Annotated in this window: 22 protein-coding genes; 10 read left to right on the top strand and 12 right to left on the bottom strand. The window is 70.2% G+C overall.

Annotated features, from left to right (window positions below; translation table 11 throughout):
* Positions 1-13: 13 nt before the first annotated feature.
* On the bottom strand, positions 14-1,009 hold the full coding sequence (locus HNR40_RS14845; RefSeq protein ID WP_312896349.1) for a C39 family peptidase: 996 nt from the start codon (positions 1,007-1,009) through the stop codon (positions 14-16).
* Positions 1,010-1,053: 44 nt separating this feature from the next.
* A complete protein-coding gene (locus tag HNR40_RS14840; protein ID WP_184961391.1) occupies positions 1,054-1,641 on the bottom strand; it encodes a TetR/AcrR family transcriptional regulator in 588 nt (195 codons plus the stop codon).
* Positions 1,642-1,719: 78 nt separating this feature from the next.
* Between HNR40_RS14840 and HNR40_RS14835 the strand changes: the two genes are divergently transcribed.
* A complete protein-coding gene (locus HNR40_RS14835) occupies positions 1,720-3,036 on the top strand; it encodes an MFS transporter (protein WP_221340319.1) in 1,317 nt (438 codons plus the stop codon).
* 78 nt (positions 3,037-3,114) lie between these two features.
* Here HNR40_RS14835 and HNR40_RS14830 read toward each other — a convergent pair whose 3' ends face one another.
* Positions 3,115-3,843, bottom strand: a complete 729-nt coding sequence (locus HNR40_RS14830) for an IclR family transcriptional regulator (protein WP_184961389.1) — start codon at positions 3,841-3,843, stop codon at positions 3,115-3,117.
* A gap of 135 nt (positions 3,844-3,978) precedes the next feature.
* Between HNR40_RS14830 and HNR40_RS14825 the strand changes: the two genes are divergently transcribed.
* The 3 genes from HNR40_RS14825 to HNR40_RS14815 all read left to right on the top strand — a co-directional run bounded on the left by HNR40_RS14825 (position 3,979) and on the right by HNR40_RS14815 (position 7,945).
* Entirely contained in the window at positions 3,979-5,130 is a 1,152-nt protein-coding gene (locus HNR40_RS14825; RefSeq protein WP_184961725.1) for a kynureninase, read from the top strand.
* 99 nt (positions 5,131-5,229) lie between these two features.
* A complete protein-coding gene (locus HNR40_RS14820) occupies positions 5,230-6,951 on the top strand; it encodes an LVIVD repeat-containing protein (protein WP_184961388.1) in 1,722 nt (573 codons plus the stop codon).
* 22 nt (positions 6,952-6,973) lie between these two features.
* Positions 6,974-7,945, top strand: a complete 972-nt coding sequence (locus tag HNR40_RS14815; protein ID WP_184961386.1) for a magnesium transporter CorA family protein — start codon at positions 6,974-6,976, stop codon at positions 7,943-7,945.
* On the opposite strand, the gene HNR40_RS14810 is transcribed toward HNR40_RS14815, so the two are convergent.
* From HNR40_RS14810 to HNR40_RS14790, 5 genes are all read right to left on the bottom strand, one after another.
* Positions 7,840-8,283 (bottom strand): DUF1850 domain-containing protein, encoded by a 444-nt coding sequence (locus HNR40_RS14810; RefSeq protein WP_281395328.1) that lies wholly within the window; start codon positions 8,281-8,283, stop codon positions 7,840-7,842. The genes HNR40_RS14815 and HNR40_RS14810 overlap by 106 nt on opposite strands.
* 104 nt (positions 8,284-8,387) lie before the next feature.
* The gene (locus tag HNR40_RS14805; protein WP_221340317.1) at positions 8,388-9,332 is read right to left on the bottom strand and encodes a TAXI family TRAP transporter solute-binding subunit; all 945 of its coding nucleotides are present in this window, start codon (positions 9,330-9,332) and stop codon (positions 8,388-8,390) included.
* Positions 9,329-11,293 carry a TRAP transporter permease gene (locus HNR40_RS14800; protein WP_184961382.1) on the bottom strand — a complete coding sequence of 655 codons (1,965 nt, stop codon included), beginning with the start codon at positions 11,291-11,293 and terminating at the stop codon, positions 9,329-9,331. The genes HNR40_RS14805 and HNR40_RS14800 overlap by 4 nt, the downstream gene beginning before the upstream one ends.
* A 103-nt stretch (positions 11,294-11,396) precedes the next feature.
* Positions 11,397-12,572, bottom strand: a complete 1,176-nt coding sequence (thrS, locus tag HNR40_RS14795) for a threonine--tRNA ligase (RefSeq protein WP_184961380.1) — start codon at positions 12,570-12,572, stop codon at positions 11,397-11,399.
* Between the two features lie 140 nt (positions 12,573-12,712).
* Positions 12,713-13,180 (bottom strand): adenylyltransferase/cytidyltransferase family protein, encoded by a 468-nt coding sequence (locus HNR40_RS14790; RefSeq protein ID WP_312896348.1) that lies wholly within the window; start codon positions 13,178-13,180, stop codon positions 12,713-12,715.
* A 161-nt stretch (positions 13,181-13,341) separates the two neighbouring features.
* Between HNR40_RS14790 and HNR40_RS14785 the strand changes: the two genes are divergently transcribed.
* A complete protein-coding gene (locus tag HNR40_RS14785; RefSeq protein ID WP_184961379.1) occupies positions 13,342-13,770 on the top strand; it encodes an ATP-binding protein in 429 nt (142 codons plus the stop codon).
* Positions 13,771-13,790: 20 nt separating this feature from the next.
* On the opposite strand, the gene HNR40_RS14780 is transcribed toward HNR40_RS14785, so the two are convergent.
* The gene (locus HNR40_RS14780; RefSeq protein ID WP_184961377.1) at positions 13,791-14,750 is read right to left on the bottom strand and encodes a helix-turn-helix transcriptional regulator; all 960 of its coding nucleotides are present in this window, start codon (positions 14,748-14,750) and stop codon (positions 13,791-13,793) included.
* 129 nt (positions 14,751-14,879) lie between these two features.
* Between HNR40_RS14780 and HNR40_RS14775 the strand changes: the two genes are divergently transcribed.
* Together HNR40_RS14775 and HNR40_RS14770 are read left to right on the top strand one after the other, a co-directional pair.
* Positions 14,880-15,464 carry a hypothetical protein gene (locus HNR40_RS14775; protein ID WP_184961375.1) on the top strand — a complete coding sequence of 195 codons (585 nt, stop codon included), beginning with the start codon at positions 14,880-14,882 and terminating at the stop codon, positions 15,462-15,464.
* Between the two features lie 52 nt (positions 15,465-15,516).
* Positions 15,517-16,236 carry a DUF427 domain-containing protein gene (locus HNR40_RS14770; RefSeq protein WP_221340315.1) on the top strand — a complete coding sequence of 240 codons (720 nt, stop codon included), beginning with the start codon at positions 15,517-15,519 and terminating at the stop codon, positions 16,234-16,236.
* Here the strand turns inward: HNR40_RS14770 and HNR40_RS14765 are convergent.
* The 3 genes from HNR40_RS14765 to HNR40_RS14755 form a co-directional block, all read right to left on the bottom strand.
* On the bottom strand, positions 16,233-17,147 hold the full coding sequence (locus HNR40_RS14765; RefSeq protein ID WP_184961371.1) for a hypothetical protein: 915 nt from the start codon (positions 17,145-17,147) through the stop codon (positions 16,233-16,235). The genes HNR40_RS14770 and HNR40_RS14765 overlap by 4 nt on opposite strands.
* A complete protein-coding gene (locus HNR40_RS14760) occupies positions 17,144-17,482 on the bottom strand; it encodes a PadR family transcriptional regulator (RefSeq protein ID WP_184961369.1) in 339 nt (112 codons plus the stop codon). Before HNR40_RS14760 ends, HNR40_RS14765 begins: the two co-directional genes overlap by 4 nt.
* A 62-nt stretch (positions 17,483-17,544) precedes the next feature.
* Complete coding sequence (locus HNR40_RS14755; protein WP_184961367.1) at positions 17,545-18,438, bottom strand: TIGR03620 family F420-dependent LLM class oxidoreductase; 894 nt, start codon at positions 18,436-18,438, stop codon at positions 17,545-17,547.
* 90 nt (positions 18,439-18,528) lie between these two features.
* Here HNR40_RS14755 and HNR40_RS14750 point away from each other — a divergent pair, with 90 nt between their 5' ends.
* The 3 genes from HNR40_RS14750 to HNR40_RS14740 all read left to right on the top strand — a co-directional run bounded on the left by HNR40_RS14750 (position 18,529) and on the right by HNR40_RS14740 (position 24,821).
* Entirely contained in the window at positions 18,529-19,089 is a 561-nt protein-coding gene (locus tag HNR40_RS14750) for a TetR/AcrR family transcriptional regulator (RefSeq protein ID WP_312896347.1), read from the top strand.
* 292 nt (positions 19,090-19,381) lie between these two features.
* A complete protein-coding gene (locus HNR40_RS14745; protein WP_184961365.1) occupies positions 19,382-23,854 on the top strand; it encodes a DNRLRE domain-containing protein in 4,473 nt (1,490 codons plus the stop codon).
* A gap of 61 nt (positions 23,855-23,915) precedes the next feature.
* On the top strand, positions 23,916-24,821 hold the full coding sequence (locus HNR40_RS14740; protein ID WP_184961364.1) for a hypothetical protein: 906 nt from the start codon (positions 23,916-23,918) through the stop codon (positions 24,819-24,821).
* Positions 24,822-24,877 lie beyond the last annotated feature (56 nt).

Raw genomic sequence — 24,877 nt, 5'->3', positions numbered from 1 at the left:
ACCGAAGTTCTGCTCACCAATTGCCGTCGGAAGGGGGAAGCACGTGCCCGGGCGGGTGCAGGACGTAGGCGATGCCGCCGGTGCCCGAGCTCCTCAGCCAGACGTTCTCGAACGCCGCCCTCGGATAGATCTTGCGCACCTCGGGCACGGCCGGATCGTTGACGACGACGTCGCCCGCGGCGGTGAAACCGGCGACGACCAGGATGTGGCCGCCGGTGGAGTAGCCCGAGCCGGGCAGCTCGTGCTCCTTGAACGACAGCGACGTGATCACCGGGACGCCCGCCCTGACGAGCGTCTCCAGTTCCAGGGCCGAGCGGAGCCTGGTGACGAAGCCGTCCAGGCCGTAGCGGCCGGCGTAGGCGACGCTGAAGGGCCAGTTGCCGGTGCCCTGGTAGCTCTGGTCGTACATGCCGCGGGCGGCGTGGTCGACGGCGGGGCAGGGGTCGCCTGGGGTGACCCAGGACAGGTCGGCGGGTTCCGGGCCGCTGCCCCAGTAGGCCAGCACCATGGCGACCGAGGCGGGGCTGCACCAGTTGGCGCCGCCGCCGTCCCATTCCGGGTAGTGGCCGGTGTGCTCGCGCTGGGAGTAGCGGGGGACATCGAGCTCCACGGCGGCAGCCGTACCCGCCGGGGTGGGCGCCACGCTCGGGCGGTGCGGGATGGCCGAGGCCAGCACTCCCAGCGACCTGACCCGCGCGCCTTCGCCGTGCGTTTCCACGCGTATCCGGCAGGCGGTCACCGGCGCCTTCGCCACGAACGTGTCGACGGCCACGTCGCCGTGTTCGTCGCCCTGTCCTGGCACCGACGTACGGCCGGGCTCCTCCGACCACCGGCCCATCACGTACCACTTGGTCGGCTCACCGGAGGCCAGCCTGGCCTGCAGCGCGACCTCGATCCACGAGCCTTCCGGGGCGCTCGCGGTCCACGAGGGGACCAGTTCGGTCGCGGCGAAGCCCAGCTCGGTGAAGGCGGTGCGGCCTTGGGCGAGCCGGGTGTAGGAGACGGGCACCGGCACCATTGTGGTTTCGGCCCGCGGGGCGCGCATCGGAAGGTTTACGTACTGGTGGCGGCGAGGGTGGCGATCCAGGCGGCGAGCATGTCCACGACGTCGTCGAAGGAGTCCTCGTCCTCCGGCATCTCCCGGTGGGCCGAGGACCGGGCCCGCCAGCGTTCGATCTCGCTGTGCCCGGCCACGACGGCGATCGTCTGCCGCCAGGCGCGGTGGGCGTCGCCGGGCGGCAGGCCGAGCGCGGCGAAGAAGGCGAGCATGGCCTCGTTGCCGCGCCGGGTGTCGTCGTGCACGTCGAGCGCGGTGGTCTCGGCCAGGCGCAGCGCCGCCGGGTGGCGCCGGTAGAGGTCGAGCAGGCCGAGGCAGAGCTCGCGCAGGCTGTCGCGCCAGTGGGCCGGGTCGAGCTCGGGCGGGGCCCATTGGCTCTGGAGCTGGTCGGCGGCCAGACGTACGGCGTCGTCGCGGTCGGCCACGTACTTGTACAGCGCCCGCGGCGTGACCTCCAGGTGCGCGGCGAGCGCGCGCATGGTCAGCTCCGCGTCGCCGAGTTCGAGCACCGCGCGCCCGATGGCCTCGCGGGTGAGCGTCGGCCGCCCCTTGCGGAACTCGGGCCGCTTCCTGGTGCGCTCCATCGCGCCGCAGCTTATCAGTCTTGAAGTTCACACCTGTGGACTTTAAGGTGAGGGCAGCCTTCCCTAAGGAGCTCCCTCTTGGCTGTCCTGATCATGACGATCGCCGCGACCGCGCTGCTCGTCATCGACATCACGATCGTCTCCATCGCGCTGCCGGCCATCCAGTCCGACCTCGGCGGCGGCCTGGCCGCGGCGCAGTGGATCATCATCGGCTACACCGTCACCTTCGGCGCCCTGCAGCAGCCCGCCGCCTCGCTGTCGGACCGGCTGGGCCGGCGCACGATGTTCACCGCGGGCATCACCGTGTTCACCGCATCCTCCCTGGCCTGCGGGCTGGCCCAGTCGGCGCTCGCCCTGGACCTGGCAAGGCTCGCCCAGGGCGCCGGCGCCGCGCTGATCATGGCCAACGCGCTGCCGATGCTCGCCCAGACCTACGAGGGCCAGCGCCGCAACATGGCCATCGCCGTCTGGGGCACCACGCTCGGCGCCGCGGGGGCCGCCGCGCCGGTGCTCGGCGGCATCCTGCTCGCCGTCGCGGACTGGCGCGCGTTGTTCCTGGTCAACGTCCCCGTGGGCATCGCGGCCCTGTTCCTGTGCCGCCGCGTCCTACCCGCCGACACCGCGCGCGGCACCGCGCCGATCGACTGGCCGGGCGCGACGCTGCTGCTGCTCCTTCTCACCGCCGCCAACCTGACCCTCACCCTCGCCCAGTGGTGGTACGGCGCCGCCGCCGTCCTCCTGCTGGCCGCCTTCCTCCTGGTGGAACGCCGGGCCGTGGCCCCGGTCCTGGACCTGTCGCTGTTCCGCATCCCGACCTTCGTGGCCGCCTCGCTGCTGGCGTTCGTCTCCCGGGTGGCCACGATCGGCAGCTCCGTCTACTACGTCCTGTACTTCGAACGCGAGCTCGGGCTCACCCCGCTGGCCACCGGCCTGCTCATGGCCGCCATCCTCATCCCCCAGCTGCTCACCGGGCTGCTGGCCGGCAAACTGCAGGCCCGGTTCTCGCCGTCGTTCCTCATCGCCGGGGGCTCGGCCGTCCTGGGGCTCGGCGGCGTCCACATGGCCATGACCATCGCGCCCGGCGCCGGTGCCTGGGACTTCCTGCCCGGCCTGATCCTGTGGGGCGTGGGCGGCGGCCTCGCCTCGACGCCCAAGACCACGCTCGCGGTCAACGTGGTGGAGAAGGAGCGGGCCGGGATGGCCTCCGGCATGGTCAACACCATGCTGGCCATCGGGGCGGCTGCCGGTGTGGGCCTGCTCGGCATCCCCTATGCCGCGGGCGGCGCCTCCCTGGTCATGTACACGGCCGCGGCGCTGTCGGTGGTGACGGCGGTCATCGCGCTGGTGCTGGTCCGCGCCAAGGACCTCGTCACCGGCGCCCCGGCCACCCGCTAGCGCAGCGCCCGGGAGAGCACTGTCAGGGGGAGCTCTGTCAAGGGGAGCTCTGTCAGGGGGAGCTCTGTCAGGGCGTCTTCAGCGGAGGGTGGAGCGGTTCAGGGCTCGGGAGACGCCCAGGGCGGCGGTCTTGACGGCGGGGGCCAGGCGGGTCGGGTGGAAGCGCGACAGCGGGACCGACACCGAGAGCGCGGCCACGACCGTGCCCTCGCGGAAGATGGGCGCGGCGATGCAGGCGCCGCCGATCTGCGCCTCCTCCCGCTCATAGGCCAGCCCGGCCGCCTGGATCTGGCCGATCGCCTCCTCCAGCCGCTTGGCGTCCACGATGGAGTGCGCGGTGAGCCGGCGCAGCGGCCGGGCGAGCACTTCGTCGATGAGGTCGGGCGAGGAGTAGGCCAGCAGCGCCTTGCCCACGCCGGTGCAGTTCAGGGGCAACCGGCCGCCGACCCGTGAGGGCAGCGCGAGCGACTCGTGCGCCCGCAGCTTCTCGACGTAGACGACGTCGAGGCCGTCGCGGACGCCGAGGTGGATGGTCTCGCGGGTGGCCTCGTACAGGTCGTGCATGAACGGCAGCGCCGCGTGCCGCAGGTCGCGCTCCAGCGGAACCGTGCTGCCCAGTTCGAACAGCCGCCGCCCCAGGACGTAGCCGCGCTCGCGGCGCTCGACGGCGCCGATGGCGGTCAGGTCGGTGAGGAGCCGGTAGGCGGTGGTCTTGGGGAGCTGGCAGCGCTCGGCGACCTCGATGAGGCGCAGCGGGCCGCCGGTGGGGCGGAAGGCGTCCAATACGAGCCAGGATTTCTCCAGCATCGAGAGACGGTCCGGGTTCCGTGTCACGGAACGCATTCTTGTCTATCGCCCATGAGGGGTTCTATACCAACATAGGCGTTAAATGTGCATTTATTGAGGAGTTGACCAGTGGTTGATCGCCTGGCCTGCCTGGCCATGGACCAAGAAGACCCGCTGCGCGCGTTCCGGGAGGAGTTCGCGCTGCCGGAGGACGAGATCTACCTGGTCGGCAACTCGCTGGGCGCGCCGCCGCGTACCGCCGCCGAGCGTGTACGGCAGGCCGTCGAGGACGAGTGGGGCCGCCACCTCGTCGGCGGCTGGAACGAGGCCGGCTGGTACGCCCAGCCCCTGACCACAGGCGACCGCCTGGCCCCGCTGATCGGCGCCGGACCCGGCGAGGTCGTGGCGGGCAACACCACCTCCATCGCCGTCTACCAGGCCGTCAACGCCGCCATGCGCCTGCGCCCCGGCCGCGACGTGATCGTCGTGGACCGAGGCAACTTCCCCACCGACAACTACATGATCGAGGGCCTCGGCGAGCTGCGCGACATCGGCGAGGGCCGCTTCGACGACGCCGCCTGTGTCCTGCTGTCGGAGGTGGACTACCGCACCGGCGCCCGCTACGACGTGCCCGAGGTCACCGCCCGCGTCCAGGAGGCGGGCGCGCTGATGATCTGGGACGTCTGCCATAGCGTCGGCGCCCTGCGCGTGGACGTCTCGGCCGCCGACTTCGCCGTCGGCTGCACCTACAAGTACCTCAACGGCGGCCCCGGCGCCCCCGCCTTCCTCCGCGTCCACCCCCGCCACCAGGCCACCGCGGAAAACGTCCTGTCCGGCTGGTACGGCCACGCCGAGCCGTTCGCCTTCGAGCCCGGTTTCCGCCGGGCCGACGGCATCCGGCGCTTCACGGTCAGCACCCCGCACGTGCTGTCGTTCGCCGCGCTGGAGGCGGCGCTGGACATGTGGGAGCGGGTCGACCTCGACCAGGTCCGTGCCAAGAGCATGGCGCTGACCTCGCTCTTCATCGACCTGGTCGGCGACAGGCTGGAGCTGGCCTCCCCGCGCGACCCGGAGCGCCGCGGCAGCCAGGTGAGCTTCTACCACCACGACGGCTACCCGGTGATGCGCGCGCTCATCGACCACGGCGTGCACGGCGACTTCCGCGCCCCCGACATCCTGCGCTTCGGCTTCGCCCCCCTCTACACCCGCTACGTGGACGTCTGGAACGCCGCCCAGACCGTGGCCGAGGTGCTGGAGAAGGAGCTGTGGCGCGAGGACAGGTACGCGGTCCGCCTCGCCGTCACCTGACCCGGGACACGCGGCCGGTTCCGTGCGGCGGAACCGGCTCTTGGGAACATGAGCGGTGATCGGCACTCTTGGCGCATCCCCCACGAAAGGCACCCCCCGATGCGCCGACTCCTCCACCACGCCCTAGCTACGGCCAGCGTGGCCGGCCTGCTGACCATCCCCCCGGCCACCGCACAGGCCACCATGAACGCGAAGACCATCGCGCAGGCCGCAGACGACGGCGTCCCCACGGTCTGTGGCGACCGCCGCCCCGACGACCCGGGCCCCGGCACCTACGGCATGCAGCTCGACGGCTCCTTCCGCCACCCCGACCTGACCCCGCCGGGCGAGGAGCGCTTCTCCTTCCCCGGCGGCGCCAAGGACCTGTTCCCGACGACCAAGGGCTACGACCCCCGCTCCTACACCGAGGGCCCGATCAAGGTCGAGGCGGCCTACCGAGGCCCCGACTTCACCCCCGACTACTTCCACACCTGGCAGAACGTGGTCGACTTCGGCGGGCGCCGCTACCTGTTCCAGTACGACCGCACCGAGGCCCGGGTCTACGACGTCACCGACGTACGCAAAGTGAAGATCGTCGAGCGGCTCACCGGCAAGGACTGGAAGCAGGCCGACTACTGGGGCGCGGCCACCATCCAGTGGCGCGACGGCCACTACGTGATGATCCAGTCGTTCGAGCAGAAGCGGCAGGTCGAGGAGCTGGGCGACAGCCCGGAACGGTCGAAGTTCGGCAACCCGGAGGGCGTGGCGAAGCTGCGCGCGCAGACGACGTTCAAGGGCTTCAAGGTCTACCGCCTGGACGGCCCGCGCAGGAAGGACTGGAAGCTGCTGTCCACGGTCACCACCGACCCGACGCTGAGCAGCCCGGAGCCGGGCGTGCAGCAGGGCTCCGGCTCCCTCGACGTGCCCTACTGGACCGGCGGCAGGTACATGTTCGCCGCCGTCGCGCCGCTGGACAGCTGGAGCAACACCGAGGTCCCCACCTACCTCTACTCTCCCGGCTACCAGGCCTACGACATGTCCGATCTGAGCAAGCCGCGCCTGGTCGGCGAGTGGCACCGCAAGGGCCAGGTGGCGGGCGAGGAGGCCGCCTACGCCAAGAACCCGCGCTGCGGCAACCGCACGTCGTGGATGGGCGCCCGGATGCCGTTCTTCGTCGCCGGAAAGTACGGCTTCGCCGCCATGGGCGGCTACGGCCTGTCGATCCTCGACATCTCGGACCCCTCCAAGATGCGGGAGATCGCCCACCTTGACCTGCCCGTCTCCTCCGGCGGCACCGAAGCCGACAACGTGGACGTCTCCCAGTACGAGAAGACCGGCATGGTCTACGTCTCCGGCTACCCGCTCGGCGAGGACTGCCACGAGCCCTACAAGGACGTCTTCCAGGTCGACGCCCGCGACCCGGCCAAGCCCAGGATCGTCGGCGCGCTTCCCCGCCCGGAGCCCGCGCCCGGCGCCCGGTTCGGCGACTACTGCCAGCGCGGCGGCAGCTTCGGCCCCAAGCGCTCCGGGTCCTACACCTCGCCGGGCGACCCGGCCCAGGGCCTGCTCGCCTACGCCTTCTACAACGCGGGCGTGCAGTTCTTCGACACCCGCGACGTCCGGCGGCCGAAGATAGCCGCCCAGTTCGTGCCCGCCGGATACAGCGCCGCCGTCCCCGACTACGCGCTCGGCAACCAGACCCATGCCGTCTACACCGAATGGGACAGGAAGATCGTGTGGGTGTTCACCAACGACGGCATCTACGCGCTCTCGTCCGGGAAACTGCTGGGAACGCCGAATCTGGGCAGGCCCGCGGCGCCGTTCCGCAACAGCGCCAGGTAGGCGATAGGCCATAATGCGGTAAATGCGCACCCGGTTGTACAAAGACGGCGTCGTCGTGAAGAAGGGTTTCCCCATCGCCGACGTCTCCGAATACGTCTGCGACGACGACTGCGTGGTCTGGTTCGACCTGTGCTCCCCCTCCCCCGACCAGCTCGGCGTGATCAGCGAGGAACTGGGCCTGCACGAGCTGGCCGTGGAGGACGTGCTCAACGACCACCAGCGGCCCAAGCTCGACGTGTACGACAGCCACCTGTTCATCACCGTGTACGGGATCTACCTGGACGACGAGGGCGACCTCGACCCGGTGGAGATGAACGTCTTCGTGACGAAGAACGCGCTGGTGACCGTACGGGAGAACGAGCGCTTCAACATCGACGACGTGGTCGCCCGGTGGGACGCCAGCGGGGAGCACACCGCCCGCCACGGCGTGGCCTTCCTGCTGCACGGACTGCTCGACTACGTCGTGGACGGGCAGTTCGACCTGGTGCAGACGCTCGACGGCCAGGTCGAGGAGCTGGAGGACGCGCTGTTCGGCGAGAGCGGCAACAACCGGGAGCTGCAGCGGCGCACGTTCCGGCTGCGCAAGAACATGGTGCGCTTCCGCAAGGTCACGCTGCCCATGCGCGAGGTGCTCTCGACGCTGGTGCGCCGCGACCGGCAGGTCCTGGTCAACGCCGAGATGGGCCCCTACTACCAGGACGTCTACGACCACGTGCTGCGCGTGACCGACTGGGTCGACTCGCTGCGCGAGCTGATCAGCAACCTGCGCGAGACCCACCTGGCCCAGCAGGGCTTCAAGCTCAACGAGATCATGAAGCGGCTGACCGGGTGGGCGGCGATCATCGCGGTGCCGACCGCGATCACCGGCTTCTACGGGCAGAACGTGCCCTATCCGGGCGAGGGCCAGCCGTGGGGCTTCTGGATGTCGACCATGGTCGTGGCGGGGGCCTCGGTGGCTCTGTACACCGTGTTCAAGAAGAAGGACTGGTTGTAGCACGGTGACGCGACGGGGCCGCCCGGCTGGATGGTGCCCACGGCCAGCCGTACCTGCGTGGAGCCGGAGGCGGGGTAGAGCGGCAGGCAGCGGCCGCCCGCCACGAGCGTGCGGCGGCCGACCGGGCTGGCGATCAGCTCCAGGCTGTCGTAGGTGACCGGCGCCGCCAGGCGCAGCACCCACAGGCCGCCCTCGGTGCGCGAGCGGGCGCCGTCGAGCGCGTAGTAGTCGAGCACCCCGGCGCTCTCGGAGATCACCGCGCGCATGGTGAAACGGCGGCCCTCCACGGAGAAGATCTCCGCGGAGGGCGCGTGGTACATGGAGTGCACATATGTCAGGGCGAAGCCGCCCCGGCCCAGGGGCAGGCCGTGGACGGCGGGGCCGCCCGCGGCGGCGCCCGAACCGAGCGCCAGGGCCGCGAGCAGCGCGAGCAGGAGCCTGATCAGCCCTGGGTCTCCTTGAAGTAGCGGGCCGCGCCGGGGTGCAGCACGACCGGCTCGACCTGCCGGCCGAGCTTGGGGTCGAGCTTGTTGGCCTCGGAGTGCACCTTGACCAGCTCGGCCTTCTTCTCGAACAGGGTCTTGGTGATGTCGTAGGCGAGCTGCTCGTCCATCTTGTCCGGCACGAGCAGCACGTTGCCGACGGCCATCGTCTTGATCGCGCCGGTGAGCTTGTAGGAGCCCGCCAGGTCCACGTCGAGCGTCACGTACTGCTTGCCGAACTTGGTCTGCATGCCGCTCAGCACGTCGCTGGTGTCGAGCATCTTCATGTCCGGCTTGCTCGTGGCCAGGTCGACGATTCCGGCGGTGGGCACGCCGCCGACCCAGAAGAAGGCGTCGATGGTGCCGTCCTTGACCGCCTGCACCGACTCGTTGATCGACAGCTGCGACTTGGTGACGTCGCTGTCGGGGTTGAGCCCGGCCGCCTCCATCATGCGGCGGGCCATGACCTGGGTGCCGGAGTTGGGCGGGCCGAGCGAGACGCGCTTGCCCTTCAGGTCGGCGACCTTGGTGGCGGCCACGCCGGGCGCGACCACGACCTGCGCGTAGTTGTCGTAGATGCGGGCGATCGCCTGGATCGGCTGCTTCTCGGTGAACGAGCCGACGCCGTTGACCGCGTCGGCCGCGGTGTCGGTCTGGGAGAAGCCGATGTCGGCCTTGCCGGTGGCCAGCAGCTTGATGTTCTCCACCGATGCCGAGGTGACCGAGGCCGTGGCCTGGGTGTTGGCGACGTTGGACTGGATCTGCTTGGCAAGGCCGCCGCCGTAGACGTAGTAGACGCCCGTGGTGCCGCCGGTGGCGATGGACAACCTGTTGCCGCCGCCGCAGCCCGCGGCCGCGGCGAGCGCCACGACAACCGCCGCCAGGGTGATGAGCACACGTTTCACGCTGGTGTTCTCCTTTTTCGAATGAGATGTACGGCTGTCGCCACGGCCAGAACCGCAAAACCGGCGACGATCGGGACAGGTTCGAGGAAGAGCAGCAGAATTCCGGCGACCGCCGCGATCACACGCTCGGGCCAGCCGGTGAAGCCGCCGGTGGCCATCGCCAGCGCCAGCACGGCGACCCCGGAGACGGCGGTCAGCGCCAGGATGGTCCCGATCGGCCCCTGGGCCAGCAGCGCCTGCCCGTTCGGCGTGAGCACGAAGGCGAACGGCACCAGGAACGCGGGCAGCGTGTAACGCCAGGTCATCATCATCGTGCGGTAGCTGTTGCCGCCGGTGATGGCCGCCGCCGCGACGGCCGACAGCGCCGTGGGCGGGCTCACCTCCGACAGCACCGCGTAGTAGAAGATGAACATGTACGCCTCGGCCTTGGCGACGCCGAGCGTCATGAGCGCGGGGGCGATGATGACCGCGGCGATGATGTAGCTCGCGGTCACCGGCACCGCCAGGCCCAGCAGCATGACCGCCAGGCCCGCCATGATCGTGGTGAAGATCAGGTTGCCCGCGGCCACGTCCACGATGATCGAGCTGAGGTTGAGCCCGAGCCCGGTCTGGGTGATGACGCCGACGATGATGCCCGCCGCCGCGCAGACCGCGGTGACCGGCAGCACCTCCAGCGTGCCCTTGGCCAGCGCCTGCCCGACACGCTTGGGCCCCATGCGGTGGGCGGGGTCGAGGAAGGACAGCGCGAAGGCGACGAAGGTGGCGATGACCACCGACTGGAAGGCCGAGCGGTCCAGCGCCATCAGCACGATGATGAGGATGAGCGAGCTGAAGTGGTAGCCGAAGCGCAGCATGAGCTTGCCGGCCTTGGGCGCGTCCACCTGGACGGCGTGGGTGCCGAAGCGCCGCGAGTCGATCTCGATGGCCAGGAAGATGCCGAGGTAGTACAGGATCGTGGGGATCGTCGCGTAGAGCAGCACCGTCAGGTAGCTGACCCCGAGCTGTTCGGCGATGATGAAGGCCGCCGCGCCCAGCGTGGGCGGTGACAGGATCGCGCCGATGCCGCTGGCGGCCAGGATGCCGCCCGCGGCCTCGCGGGGGTAGCCGGCCCGCTTGAGCACCGGCCAGGCCACGCTGCCGAGGCTGACGGTGGTGGCGGTGCCGGAGCCGGAGACGGTGCCGAGCAGGAATCCCGCGGTGGTGACGGTGCGGCCGGGGGCCGCCCGCGACTTGCGGAAGGCGGCGAAGCTCAGGTCGATGAAGAACTTGCTGGCGCCGGAGTAGTCGAGGACCGCGCCGTAGATGGTGAAAAGGATGATGTAACTGGCCGCCACCTGCATGGGGACGCCGAAAAATCCTTCTGTGCCGGTGTAGAGCTGGGAGATGATCTGGCCGAGGTCGAATCCGCGGTGCCCGATCGGCCAGCTGACCGGCAAATAGTATCCGAGGTAGGCGTATACCAGGAAAAGTCCGCAAATGATGCTGAGGGCGGCGCCTACCGTGCGGCGTACCGCTTCCAGGAGCAGCACGGTCAGGCCCAGCCCGCCGATGATGTCCCAGGTGTTGAGGTTGGAACTGGAGCCGCGGTCGCGGAAGGCGTCGATGTCGAGCAGCGGGTAGAGCAGCACCCCGAGCGACAGCGCCGCGAGCACCCAGTCGAGGACCGTGGGCGCCTCGTCGCGCCGCTGCTCAAGGGGCTCCTGCTTGCGCAGGCGCCGCACCAGGGAGACCAGGCCGGAGCGGTAGCGCAGGAAGACCAGCGGCAGCGCCACCGCCAGGAACGTCATCCGGTGCTGCACCGGCTCCACCGGCTGGAAGACCACGACGAGGGAGTAGGCCGACAGCAGACCGCCGATGATCCAGACGCCGAGCCGTAACGGCCCTGACAATTCACGGGCGGGGCGTTCCCCCTCCGCGGCCGAGACCAACTCGGCCGCACGCTTGTCACTTACTTCGGTCACGTTCTTGCCTCCCCGACATGGCGTTGGGGGGGACTTTACGAGCCTGTTTAGGTCCCTGGGAAGGGTCCGTTATCTCATTGATTTCTCGACGATAATTCAGCGGTCAGAAAATCGGGCGGGAACGCGCGGCGAGCTCGGCGACGGGCACGTTTCCCTCCTGCCGGCCGTCGCGCAGCCGCACCGCGCACGATCCTTCCGCCGCCTCGCGCGGCCCCACCACCAGCTGGTACGGCACCAGCCGATGCGCCCGGATCCTCGCCCCGAGGCTGCCGCGGTCCGGGTGGGCCAGCTCGGCCCGCAACCCCGCCTCGACGCAGCGCCGTACCAGGTCGTGGGCGGCAGGAAGCTCCGCCTCCGACAGCGGCACCACCACCGCCTGCACCGGCGCCAGCCAGGCGGGCAGCGCGCCGCCGTGCGCCTCGACCAGGTGGGCGAGCAGCCGTTCGATGCCGCCGACGACGCTGCGATGAACCATGGCCGGGCGCTCGCCGCCCACGTAGGACAGCTCGAAGCGCTCGGGCATGTAGAGGTCGACCTGGACGGTGGACAGGGTCGACTCGCGGCCCGCCGGGTCGGCTATCTGGATGTCGATTTTCGGGCCGTAGAAGGCGCCCTCGCCGTACTCCTCGTCATAGGACCGGCCGCGCGCGTGCAGCACCTCGCGCAGCACCCGCTCCGAGCTCGCCCACAACGCGGGGTCGTCGACGAACTTGTCCGAGGAGCCGCCCAGCGACAGCCGGTAGCGGGCGGCCTTGATGCCGAGCTGGGCGTGGGCGGCCTCGATGAGGTCGAGCGCGGCCGACACCTCGGCGGCGGCCCGCTCGGGCGGGCAGAACACGTGGCCGTCGTTGAGCTGGATGGAGCGCACCCGGTTGAGGCCGCCGAGCACGCCGGACATCTCCGAGCGGTACTGCCCGCCCAGCTCGGCCAGGCGCAGCGGCAGTTCGCGGTGGCTGCGCCGGCGCGAGCGGTAGATGAGCGCGTGGTGGGGACACAGGCTCGGCCGCAGCACGAAGCGCTCGCCGCCCACCTCCATCGGCGGGAACATGTCCTCGCTGTAGTGGGACCAGTGGCCCGACAGCTCGTAGAGCTCCTGTTTGCCGAGGACGGGCGAGTTGACGTGCTGGTAGCCGTTGCGGCGTTCGAGCTCGTGGACGTAGTCCTCGACGGCCTTGCGGATGGCGGCGCCCGCGGGCAGCAGGTAGGGCAGTCCCGAGCCGATGAGCGGGTCGGTGCCGAAGACGGCGAGTTCGCGGCCGAGCTTGCGGTGATCGTTCATGGTGGTTCCCCTGGGTGAAAAGGGGCGAACGACCTTCGAGCGCGTCTCCGGGCGTTCGCCCGGAGAGCAGGAATCAGCGCGCCGGGACGGGGTCCGGCGTCGTCGTGACGTGAACGCGCTGCATGAGGCTCACCGTAGCATCAGCGTCCCTGCGCCGCATTCACGATCCGGGTGGTGGAGCGGCCGGGGATGGCCTCCAGCTCCCAGCACTCGGCGCCGAGCAGCGCCGCCGCCGCGCACCGGCCGCCCGCGTGCGGGTCGCCCGCGGTGTGGGCCAGCGCGCCGGGGCGCATGGGCGCCATGAGGTCGATGTAGTCCTCGGGGCCGTGCGCCTCCGGCGGTCCCGTCACCACGAACACGCCGCTCACGCACCGCAGCGCGGCCAGCACCTCGGCCCGCTCGGTGGCGGGGTTGACCGGGCGTGTGGGTCCCTTCCAGGCGCGTACGCGGGGATCGTCCTCGACGCCGACGACCAGCGGCAGCCCTCGGGCGGCCACGGCGTCGAGATAGCGCACGTGGCCGACGTGCAGGATGTCGAACACACCTGTCACGTACGCCGCGCCCGGCTGGTCGTAGGGTCGCACCCACACGGCCTCGAGGCTGCTCACCCGTGCTCTCCTCCGTCGGCGGACTCGTCGATCGCAGCGTACTTGGTCGTGGCAAACGGCCGCGCAGGCGACCATGGGAAAGGGCATTCCTACCTTTTCGCGATAATCTGCGACCCCCTCCTCGCGCGTCTCATGACGTCAGCGAATTCGGGGAGGTCGCCATGGCAGCGCCGGACTTTCACCGCCAATTGGTCGTCCGGCTACCGGGGGCACCTGCCCAGGTCGCCCGGGCCAGGAACGCGGTGACCACCGCGATCGGGCGCGACCACCCTTTACACGACGAGGCCGTGCTGCTCACCAGCGAACTGGCCACCAACGCGGTCCTGCACACCCAGTCGGGCGCCGGGGGCATGTTCACCGTCAGTGTGCGGGCCACCGGCGACCTGGTGCGCGTGTGCGTCGAGGACGCCGGCTCCGACACGCCGCCGTGCGCCTGCCGCGCGGGCGGGCTGACCACCAGCGGGCGGGGCCTGCCGCTGCTGGAGGCGCTCAGCCATCGCTGGGGTTTCGAACGTTCCAACGGGGCCAACTGCGTCTGGTTCGAGCTGCTGCTGATCACGGTCCCCGCCGGGTGGGCGCTGCAGGTCTGAGCGTTTACAGGTCTAAAGCTTTACAGGTCCAAGCGGCACAGGCCTTCGGCCAGCGCCTTGGTCGTCAGCCGGGTGCGGCTGTCGCAGCCGAGCTTGGTGAAGATGTGCTCCAGGTGCGTGGTGACCGTCCGGACGCTGAGCACCAGCGCCGCGGCGATCTGCGGGTTGGAGTCCCCCGCGGCCACGCGGGTCAGCACGTCCACCTCGCGCCCGGTCAGCTCGTACGGCAGGCCGCACGGCCGCTCGGCCACCACAGCCCCCTGTAAGGAACCCTGGAACCCGACCCCCGCCCTGATCACGCGCACGTCGCGCCACTGGCCGGCCGGGTCCAGCCACAGGCCGCGCCTGCTCAGCTCGCGCGAGTCGATGAAGGCGCGGGCGAAGGCGGCCAGGCCGGGCTCGCCGTACAGGGCGGGCGAGGGCTCGGTTCCCGGTACGGCCCGCCGTACCCCTGCCCGGTCGAAGGCGACGGCGCGGTAGCCGGCGGGCGGCGCGGTGGGCGCGACCACGCACCGCGACAGGTCCGTGACGTGGGCCAGCGTCGGCGCGGCCGCCTCGACCAGCGCGTCCGCGCCCTCGGGCGGCGCCTCCCGGTAGGCCAGGTGGAGCAGGCCGGTGTAGCGGCCCTCGGCCAGGAACAGCGGCGCGGTCAGGCCGGCGCGCCAGCCGTAGGGCTCCAGGTGGCGGCGGAAATAGCGGCGGGTGCCCGGATCCGGCATGGCCAGCGGCGCGCGGGCGGCCATCGCGCGTTTGTAGGCGTCGAGGGCGGCGTATTCCTCGGCGGCGTCGTGGTCGATGCGCTCGTGGCCGCTGGAGACGACGCTGCGATGGCGTCCGGTGTCGGGGTCGTAGGCCACGAACTCGTAGGCGTCGACGGGGACGACCCGGCTCAGCGCGGCCATGGCGCCGTGGGCGCCGCCTCCGCCCGCCACCTGGTAGCCGACCTCGGCGAACGCCTGTAGCAGGGGGATCTCGGCCACGGCCCTTTTATACCATTGGGCGGATTTAACGGCCTTTGTGCTGCGTACTCGGCATCGGTTTCCCCAAGTCTCCAGAAACCCCCCGCCCTGCCCGAAGCCCGATTCGGCCGTCATGTCATGATCGCTGGCATGACGGCCGATCTCGTCGCCCGGAAGGTGACCGACCTGTTCGCGCCGCAGGTCCTGGTGATCGCGATGCCGCCGCTGGTGGGCCTGGTCTCCTCCGGCTGGGAGGGGGCGGCGTGGGGCGTCCTCGCCGCGGCCCTGTGCGGCGGCGTCCCGGCGGCGGTGATCGCGGCCGGCGTGCGATCGGGCCGGCTGGACTCCCATCACATCGTGGATCGGGCCCGGCGTACCGGCCCGCTGCTCAGCGCCGTGGCGGCGGTGGTGGCCGCGCTGATCCTCCTCATCGCCCTGGGCGCCCCGACCCTGCTGGTCGCGACCGTCACCGCGATGCTGGCCGCACTGGCGGTGACGGTCCCGATCACGCTGCGCTGGAAGATCTCGTTCCACGCCGCCGTGTGCGCGGGCACCGTGGCCGTCCTGGCCTACGTGCTGCCCGCCGTGCCGACCGCTCTGGTCGGGGGCGCGGTGGTGGCGCTGGTGTGCTGGGCGAGGGTACGCCTGTCCCACCACACCCCGGCCCAGGTGGCCGCCGGGGCCGCCGTCGGCCTCACCACCACCCTCGCCACGCTGACCGCCTTCGGCCTGTGAAAGCCGGAATAGCGGGACGGCGGGCACGGTTGCCGAAGCTATGAAGAGCCGGTTGAAAGTCGAGCCGACGGCCAAGCGGGTACGCGCCTACCTGGGCGGGCAACTGGTCGCCGACACCACCCGGGCCCTGCTGGTCTGGGAGAGCCCGCATTACCCGACCTACTATCTGCCGCTCGACGACGTGGCGTCCGGTGCGCTCAAGGCGACCGGGGCCACCAGCCGGTCGCCGAGCCGGGGCGAGGCGGTCGTGCACGCGGTGAGCGCGGGCGGCAAGGTCGCCGAGGACGCCGCCCTCACCTATCCGGACTCGCCCATCGAGGAGCTGCGCGGGCACGTCAGGATCGACTGGGCCGCCATGGACGCCTGGTTCGAGGAGGACGAGGAGGTGTACGTGCACCCGCGTGACCCGTACACCCGGGTGGACATCCTGCCCAGCTCCCGGCGGATCCGGGTCGAGGTGGACGGCGTCACGGTGGCCGACTCCACCCACGCCATGATCCTGTTCGAGACCGGGCTGCCCGCCCGTTACTACCTGCCCAAGACCGACGTCCGCCTCGACCTGCTGGAACACACGGACTCGGCCACGAGCTGCCCCTACAAGGGCACGGCCGAGTATTGGACGGTCAACGGGACCAAGGACCTGGCCTGGTCCTACCGGACTCCGCTGCCGGAGAGCGAGCGGGTCGCCGGCCTGATCTCCTTCTACAACGAGAAGCTCGACATCTACGTGGACGAGGTGCTCCAGGACCGCCCCAGGACGCCGTTCTCCTAGATCTGCTCGCGGCCCTCGTCCGGGGGTGCGCCGGCGTCGTCCTCAAGGCGCCGGCGCAGGCGCTTGAGCCACCAGCGCGGCGCCGACACCAGCGAGAAGCGCAGCACCATCAGCGCGGCGATCGTGATCGCGGTGAGCAGCAGCGGCTGCCAGAACGAGGTCAGCTGGTATCCCATCACCGCGCCGAGCCCCACGCCCGTGTACGAGCCGAGGAAGGCCGCGGTGCGCATGCCGTGGGCGTTGTCCCGTTCGCGCCCGAGCAGCAGGTTCATGAGCCGGGCCCTTAACGGCTCGCGCCGCTGCTCGGGCGCCCGCACCACCGGCGCGCGCAGGAGCAGCATCTTGCGCGTGGTGCCCCTGAGTCCGTTGGCCAGGACCAGGGTGAGCGCGAGGCCGACGATCGTGCCGAACGCGACCGTGAGCGCCCACGTCAGCACCGCGCCGAGCGCCGGGGTGATGCTGAGGATCTGGGGTACGAGCAGGCCGATCAGCACCCCTGCCGCCGCCGACAACGCCAGCCCGGTGATCAGCACGCAGGCGTTGGCCGGGAAGCGCAGCATGTCGGCCAGCGCCACCCACCGGTCGTGCTCGGCCTGCAGCGTGACCCGCCGGTTGCGGATCGAGGCCACGACGTTGGCGGTCCTGATCAGGCCGAGGCTGAACCTGACGCCGGTCACCAGCCGGGTGATCGGCCTGGCGTCCTCGCCCTTGAGCACCTCCTGCAGCTCCGGATACCACTCCTCGTCGTGCAGCGGCACCCGCATGTCCTCGGGCAGGCGCCGCCTGGCCAGGCGCAGGAGCCCTTCGGGGATGCGGTCGAGGCGGCCGCGAATCTCCTCGCTGACCAGTTCGGCCAGTGCGGTCCCGAGGATCGCCCCGATCGCGGCGGCGACGGCGATGAAGGTGTTCACGCGTATCCGCCCTCGGGCCGGACGGCGCCGCGCGGCGGCGGAGGAGTGAGACGGGCGCTCAGCTCGGCCAGCGCCTGCCTGGCCGCGGTGGCGCCGCCGCCGGTGAGCAGGTAGAGCCGGCGTGGCGGCCTTCCCTCGTGCCGCGCGTCGACGACCTCGCGCCGCCCCTCGATCCACCCGGCCGCCTCCAGCCGGGCAAGAATCGGGTAGAGCGTCCCGCTCTGCACCTTGGCGTGCTTCATCAGCTCGAAGCCGTAGCGGGGCTCGGAGACGTCCTCGAGGAAGATCCGGAGCACGGTGGCCACCGTGGTGGTCAGACGGACTTCGGAGGGCATGCCGGAAATCTACATAGGGTACGCCGCCCGTGGGCCTGTCCCCCGGGTGACAGAACCGGGACTCAGAGCGCCGCCAGCTCCCGCCACTCGGCACGCGGCATCTCGTCGGGCCGGGCGGTGAGCACCTGCAGGCACACGTGGTCCGCCCCGGCGTCGACGTGCGCGCGCACCCGCTTCTCGATCGCCCCCATGTCGCCGTAGGCCACGATCGCGTCCACCATCCGGTCGCTCACCTGGGTGATCTCCTCCTCGCCGAACCCCAGCCGCCGCAGGCTGGCGATCTGGTGCGGGGCGGCCGCGGCGTAGAAGCCGACGTGCTCCCTGGCCACCTCGCGCGCCCTGCTCACGTCCGCGTCGAGCACCACGGCCTGCTCGACCGCCAGCAGCGCGTCCGGCCCCATCGTCTCCCGGGCGCGCGCGGTGTGCTCCACCGGCACGAAGTACGGGTGCGCGCCCAGCGTGCGCCCGGCCGCCAGCTCCAGCATCTTCGGCCCGAGCGCCGCCAGCGCCCTTCTCGGCGGGTACGGCGAAGCCGCCGAGGTCAGCGGGATCGCGTCCATGGAGTCCAGGTAGGCGCCCATGGAGGCCACCGCCCTGCCCTTGCTGGGGATGGCGTAGCCGTCCATCTGGATCGGCTCGTCGCTGATCCGGTGCCCGCCGAGGCCGAGCACGTACCGGCCGGGATACGCCTCGTTGATCGCCCGCTCCGCGGCGGCCATCGAGATCGGGTCGCGCAACGCGATGTTGGCGATCCCCGCCGCGACCTGGATCCGCCGCGTGGCCGACAGCAGCAGCCACGACTGGCTCACCGAGTCGCGCCCGAACCCCTCGCCGAACCACAGCGTGCCGTATCCCAGTTCCTCGATCTCGGCCGCCGCCTCGCGTACCTCCGATGCGGGGCGCCCGTCGAAGGCGAAGGTCCAGACGCCGATCCTGCCGAGGCCATGGTCGGTCATGATGCTCCTCTACTATCCGGAGAACCTCTCCGGATACTGCGGGACTATAATCGGAGAAGTTCTCCGTTTTCAACTCGCCCGGAGGTGCCCGTGACGTTGCGCGCCGACGCCCGCCGTAACCGCGACCTGCTGGTGGCGGCGGCCATCGCCGTGGTCGCCGAGGAGGGGCCCGACGCGTCCCTGAACGAGATCGCCCGGCGCGCCGGCGTCGGCCCCGGCACCCTCTACCGGCACTTCCCCACCCGCGACGCGCTGCTGGCCGCCGTGTTCGAGGGCCGCCTGTCGAGGTTGTGCGAGCAGTCGGAGGAACTGGCCGAGTCCAAGCCACCGGGCGAGGCGCTCATCGCCTGGCTACGCCTGCTGACCGTTCACGCCATGACCGACCAGGGCCTGGGCGCCCGCATGATGCTGCCCACCCCGGCGGCCGGCGTGGACTGCTGGACCATGCTCCGCACCGCCGCCGACCGCCTCCTGCTGCCCGCTCAGAGCGAGGGCCGGGTGCGCCCCGACATCGACTTCACCGACCTGGTCGAACTGACGGCCGGCATCGCCCGGTCCGCCCCCGACCCGGCCCGCGCCGACCGCCTCCTCACCCTGACACTCGACGGCCTCCGCACCGGCCACGTGGCACAGCGGACAGAAAAACAATAAATGCCATTCCAGAGTTTAGATAATGCCATCTACACGTCGTCTACATTCTTTCTACACAAAAGATTTGGCGGAACCCTGTTTCACGGTCACGACCGGCGACTCTCACGGAAAACAACGTTCCCGATACGGAATCGATATTTACTTCGCCTGACCTTCATGTAATCATCGCACCGGTTTTGCCTGTATCAACTGAAGGGCCGGTGTGAATACCAACCGATTAGCGTCCGGCTTATCCCGCCGGGCCCGCCGCAGAGCCCATCTGATCGCCGCTCTGATACTGCCCGTCTCGCTGGTGACAGGACCCGCGCAGGCACAGGAACCTCCGCCGTCCGCACCTTCGGCGGCGCCTTCGGAAAATCCGACCGCCACCGCGTTCGCGCAAGCCAGAAAGACCGACCAGCGGGTCGAGATCGAAGCCCTGCGATCGGAGACCTCAACGTACTTCGCCAACCCGAACGGCAAGACGGTCCAGGCCGAGGTGTCCAGCACTCCGATCCGGGCCAAGAAGGACGGAATTTGGCAACCGATCGACACCACCCTCGTCGAGCAAGGCGGAGTGGTTCGCCCCAAGGTTGGCCTCGGGGATCTCACGCTGTCGGCCGGGGGTGACAGCACCGCCGCCAGCTACACGGACACGGCCGGACGGACGGCGATCGCGGCCCCGGCGACACTGGCCGAGCCCGTGCTGAAGGACAACACCGCCACCTATCGTGACGCCTACGGTCCGGGCGCCGACCTGGTCGTGACCGTGACTCCCAGCGGTTTCCGGCACGACGTGGTGATCCGGCAGCGGCCGGCCAAGGGCCTCGAACTGAGGACGCCGCTTCGACTGCCGAAGGGGCTCAAGCTCGGCACCGGGTCCGACAGGACGCCCGGCCTGCTGGACGCCAAGGGCAAGGAGGTCGCCGACCTGGCCGCCGCGCCGATGATGGACGCCGCCGCGCTGGCCGCTCCGGACCAGGGTGCAATCGGGCAGGCGGAGGCCAAGATCGCCGGCGACAGTGTCGTCCATACAGCGTCCGCGGCCTTCCTGAACGACCCGGCCACGGTCTATCCGGTCACCGTCACGACTCTGTCCGAGACATGGGAGGGCACCGGCATCGCCGGGGACACCCACGTGTCGAACGTGCTGCCCAGCGGCAGCGCCAACGCCACCCTGCCGTGGCTGCTGGCCGGCAAGTCACACAGCGGCACCCGTACGCACCGCACGTACATCAACTTCCACATCAGCGGGACCCCGCTGGAAGGCGGCACGGTCCACAACGCCGACCTGCGCCTGCACAACCAGGACTCCCACACCTGCAGTGACACCGACAGCCCCGGCATCGACCTGCAACGCGTCACCAGCCCCTGGAGCACCGGCACGATCAGCTGGAACAACCAGCCCTCCACCGTGCTGTCCGGCCACGTCGCCAACCGCGGCGCCTACAGCGCCACCCGCTGCCCCGAAGGCGAAGGCGAGCTCTACTACTCCATCGAGCTCATCGTCCAGGCCTGGATGAACGGCACCCCCGACCTCGGCGTTCGCCTCAACTCCGTCATCGAACCCGACAGCCCGCAGAACTGGCGCTATTACCGCTCCGACGAATACGGCGGTTACGACACCTACCCGTTCACCCCCCGCGGCCCCGTCCTGTTCATCGAGTACACCCCGGCGCCCGTGACCGAGTTGAACGCGGTGGGCTGGTTCTTCGACGACGAGCCCGGCCTGGAGGGACGTCAGAACATCCAGGCCGTCATCGACGATCCTGAACTCGGGCGGGCCACGTCATCGCAACCCGCCGTCGAGGACCTTACCGACGAACAGGCATTGGACGCCCGAGAGCAGGACGGTGAGCAGTTCGAGGTTCCGCCCGATTTCACCGGCGAGGACCCGGACGTCGACCCCGTCGAACCGACCCCGACGCCGGAACCTGACACCACGCCACCGGTCGTGAACACCACCCTGCCGCTGCCGGACGCGACGGACACACCCGTCGACAGCCCGGTCCGCGTGCAGTTCAGCGAACCCGTGCACGATGTCGTCCTGCAGGTGAAGGGGCCCGGCGGCACCCCGGTCGCGGGCACGACGACGTCCAGCCCCGAGAGCGACACCTGGACCTTCACCGCCTCGGCGCCCTTGAGCCCGCAGACCGGATACACGGCCGCGGCCGGTGGCGCGGCGGACAACGCGGGAAACACGATCGCCGCTCCGCACACCTGGTCCTTCACCACGGGAACCGAGACGTCACAGCCCACCACCGTCTCCCTTCCCGTGCGCGACGACACCTGGATCGACGACGAGAACTCCCAGGGACCGACCGGCGCGACGCTCTGGACCGGCCGGTACCAGGAAATCAACGAACGCACCTACCTCGACTTCGACACCGGTGCCCTCACGGGGAAACGTGTCACCGGCGCCACGCTGAAACTGCGCAACAACAGCACCTACGGCTGCGGGACGGCCGCCTCCGGAATCGTGGCCCAGAGGGTGGTCTCCTCGTGGAGCCCGGCCACGCTCACCTGGGGCAACAAGCCGTCCGCGACCGCGGAAGGCCAGGCGACGGCACGTGACCCTGAGACCTGCACGGGAAGCAGTTCGGGAGCCATCTGGACGTGGGACGTGACGGCCATCGTCCAAAGCTGGGCCGGCGGTCAGGCGAACCACGGATTCGTGCTCCAGGGAGCGGACGAGTCGCCCACCGCTCCGCTCTACGATCGCGGCTTCGACTCCGCCGAAGCGGACGCCGCGGATGCGGAGCCGCCCATCCTCGAGGTGACCTACACCGGCGGGTCGGGGCCGACGCCGACGGACCCGCCCGGACCCGACACGACGCCCCCCACGGTCCTCTCCACCGATCCCGAGAACGACGCCACAGGCGTGCCGGCGGACGCGCAGGTGAAGGCGACCTTCAGCGAAGCGGTGCGGGACGTGCGGTTCAGCCTGTACGACCTCTTCTCGGAAGAGCCCGTGACCGGCCGGGCCGGCATGAGCTCCGACGGCAAGCAGTTCACCTTCACACCCTCGAGCACGCTGGACGGGTACTACCTGGCGGAGATCACTCAGGCCGAGGACACGGCGGGCAACGCCATGGCCGCCTACAGCTGGGTCTTCGAGACGTTCTCGCCGCCCGCGCCGAACTCACGAGCGACGGCTCGCGCCGACGGCCCCAAGGTGAGCAGGACATGGGGTAAGCCCTCGGGCACCGGATTCAGCCAGACCAGGACGCCTCATCTGATCGCGGTGCCGGACGATCCGCTGCGGCGACGGCCCGCCGTCCGCTTCGAAGTGGCCCACGACCCGTCAGCGCCCGCTCAGGGCAGGGGCCTGATCTGGTCAGGTACGGACACCGGAGTCTCGTCGGGCAGACCGGGCATGGTGCGCGTACCGGAAGGCAGGCTGCACGACGGCTGGAAGGTGCGCTGGCGCGCGCGGGCGAGCGTGGACGGCACGTCGAGCCCGTGGTCGGCCTGGCAGAACATGACCGTGGGCAAGCAGCGAAGCCCGGTGGCCAAGACGACCTCGGCGGCCGCCATACCTCCCGTCGGCGACACCCCGCCGCCGAAGGCCGCGGGCATCTACGACCGCATCACCACCCAGGACTGCTACAACAACCAGGCCCTGGCCGGCCGGGTCAAGGGCTGGATCAAGAACCACTTCTCGTGGTGCCAGATCGGCAAGGTCGAGGCGGTTCAGGAACGCTACCAGGGAACCTCCGGGCAGGGGCCGCCTCTGACGCAGGACTACTACAAGGCGAAGGTGATGCTGATCGGCTACACCTTCACCGGCAAGACCGCGGCGGCGAGAAGCAAGGTCGAACCCCGGGACATCCTGGTGGAGGCCTACGTCTACGACCAGCGGACCTACGGCACCATGCCGTTGAACCACACGATGGTGCTGGGCATGGACATCGGGAACAAGCCCTACTGCACCCACGTCAGCACCTGGAACGGCACTCCGGTCTCCAACCACAAGAGCCTCACGGTCTCGGGGTGGAAGCTCGACGGAAGGGCCACGTTCCGGTTCCGCTGCTCGGGCGACCCCCACTCGGTCAACAGAACGGTCCGATGGGGTCCCGACGCCCACCACAAGGTGTCGATTCCCAACGCGGAGAAGGTGACGTTCGGCTCGCTCAAGGCCTACGCGAACTTCCCCACTTGGCCTGGCGTGGCCTACAGGTACGTCTCCAACGCCGACCGTTCGGGCATCGGCGGCTACGTCCGCTGCGACTCGGCGAGCTACGTGCGTTACAAGGGCGGATGCATCTTCCACAAGGCCACCTCGTGGGTGAAACTCCACTGGGACAAGGGCTACAACGAGGCGTTCAACCATTATTGGAACGCCTGCAAGAGACCCGGGACCGAGACGTATCCCACGAAGTCCGACAAGAAAATAGCCGGTTGCGGTCATCCCGAGATACCTCCGGCCGAGAATGTGCTTCATCGCGAATACCAGAACATCCGAGATACGAACCAAGGCAATACGAACCGAACCTGCAACCGCATGTGGCCGGGCTATTCGGGCAACGACAAGGAATGCGACGAGTATCCCTTCGCCTCCACGCGGGAGCGGACCAACGCCCGCACCGAGGGGACGGGCATGCTGTCGCTCTGCCCGGTGGACAAGAGGGACAACGGCGCGGCCGGGCGATTGATGGAGACCCACTACTACTCGAAGGACCGGATCCTGGTGGGAGACACGTTCACCATCAGCTTCGACGAAACAGGCATGGGCACTCAACTCGGAAAGGCCGCTTTGTGCGGCGTGCCTGTGCGTGATCCGTAAGTAGAATCCGGGGAGCCGCCGTCAGGCGGTTCCCCGGTCCCCCACCCGAGGAGATCCCTCCATGCCCGGCATCGATCACTATCGGGATCTGCTGCACGAGCAGCAGTGGCTTCAGGCGGACGGCCTGTGCTGGACCGTCGTCCAGGCGGGCGACGACGCCGACCTCGTCCGGCGCCTGTCGCCCGGCGCCCTTCCCGAGGTCCGTGACCTGGACGTACGCGAGGATCCCGCCAACCTGGCCCCACTCCCCGTGGTGTTCACCGACGGGGACGCACTGGTGGAGACCATGGGCAGCGCCTACCTGGACGAGCCCGAGGTCCTGGCCCGCCTGTCGCGCGACGCGCGGGTGTGGAGCGTGTCCTGGGGGCCGCGTTCCGGCGTCCAGGTCACGCAGGCCGCCGACGGGGCGGTGATCCGCCGGTGGCGGGAGTTCGACGAGAACGCCGCCCCCGCCGCGGACTTCTCCGCGCTGGACGACGCGCGCCGCGCCGACGATCGGTTCACGGTGCGGGCCGCCGCCATGGCGGCCGTCGACGCCGCCACCGGAGCGCGACTGGACGCGGCCTGGTTCGAGGACACCCGGCGCGCCTTCATCCTCGACCACCCCTCCCCCGCAGCACCGCCGCTGCTACCGCCGTTCGCCCACACCGATCCCGAGCGGGACACGTTCCTGCGGTCGCTCCCCCTCGACGTCCGCCGCGCGGTCCTCGCGACCGTGGCCGGGCGGATGCCGACCGGGTTGGACGACGACTCGGCGCAACTGGATGCGCTGTACGACCTGTGCGGCGAATGGCAGGAATCAGGCGAGGCCCAGCAGTTGCACGCGGGTCTGGCCATCCGGGCGGCGGCCCGCGCGGCCGAGGGTGACGCAACCAACTTCGACGCCCTGGCCAGTGCTCGATCCGCCCTCGACACGGCCCGTTGGGCGGCGCTCGACGCGGAGATCCGCGCCCTCACCGGCCGGTAGGAGTCGGCTCGGCCGCCTCCGCCGAGCTGGTCGGCGCGGAGCGCGAGTCCGCACTC

This window comes from Nonomuraea endophytica (genome assembly GCF_014203235.1).
Classification (GTDB): domain Bacteria; phylum Actinomycetota; class Actinomycetes; order Streptosporangiales; family Streptosporangiaceae; genus Nonomuraea; species Nonomuraea endophytica.
This window is presented reverse-complemented; position numbering and strand designations above follow the sequence as displayed.

Excerpts from the sequence above, each read along its gene's own strand:
- thrS (WP_184961380.1), bottom strand. The coding sequence starts at position 12,572 with ATGAACGATCACCGCAAGCTCGGCCGCGAACTCGCCGTCTTCGGCACC.
- HNR40_RS14830 (WP_184961389.1), bottom strand. The coding sequence starts at position 3,843 with ATGCTGGAGAAATCCTGGCTCGTATTGGACGCCTTCCGCCCCACCGGC.
- HNR40_RS14755 (WP_184961367.1), bottom strand. The coding sequence starts at position 18,438 with ATGACCGACCATGGCCTCGGCAGGATCGGCGTCTGGACCTTCGCCTTC.
- HNR40_RS14840 (WP_184961391.1), bottom strand. The coding sequence starts at position 1,641 with ATGGAGCGCACCAGGAAGCGGCCCGAGTTCCGCAAGGGGCGGCCGACG.
- HNR40_RS14775 (WP_184961375.1), top strand. The coding sequence starts at position 14,880 with ATGACGGCCGATCTCGTCGCCCGGAAGGTGACCGACCTGTTCGCGCCG.
- HNR40_RS14815 (WP_184961386.1), top strand. The coding sequence starts at position 6,974 with ATGCGCACCCGGTTGTACAAAGACGGCGTCGTCGTGAAGAAGGGTTTC.
- HNR40_RS14740 (WP_184961364.1), top strand. The coding sequence starts at position 23,916 with ATGCCCGGCATCGATCACTATCGGGATCTGCTGCACGAGCAGCAGTGG.
- HNR40_RS14785 (WP_184961379.1), top strand. The coding sequence starts at position 13,342 with ATGGCAGCGCCGGACTTTCACCGCCAATTGGTCGTCCGGCTACCGGGG.
- HNR40_RS14820 (WP_184961388.1), top strand. The coding sequence starts at position 5,230 with ATGCGCCGACTCCTCCACCACGCCCTAGCTACGGCCAGCGTGGCCGGC.
- HNR40_RS14825 (WP_184961725.1), top strand. The coding sequence starts at position 3,979 with ATGGACCAAGAAGACCCGCTGCGCGCGTTCCGGGAGGAGTTCGCGCTG.
- HNR40_RS14760 (WP_184961369.1), bottom strand. The coding sequence starts at position 17,482 with ATGCCCTCCGAAGTCCGTCTGACCACCACGGTGGCCACCGTGCTCCGG.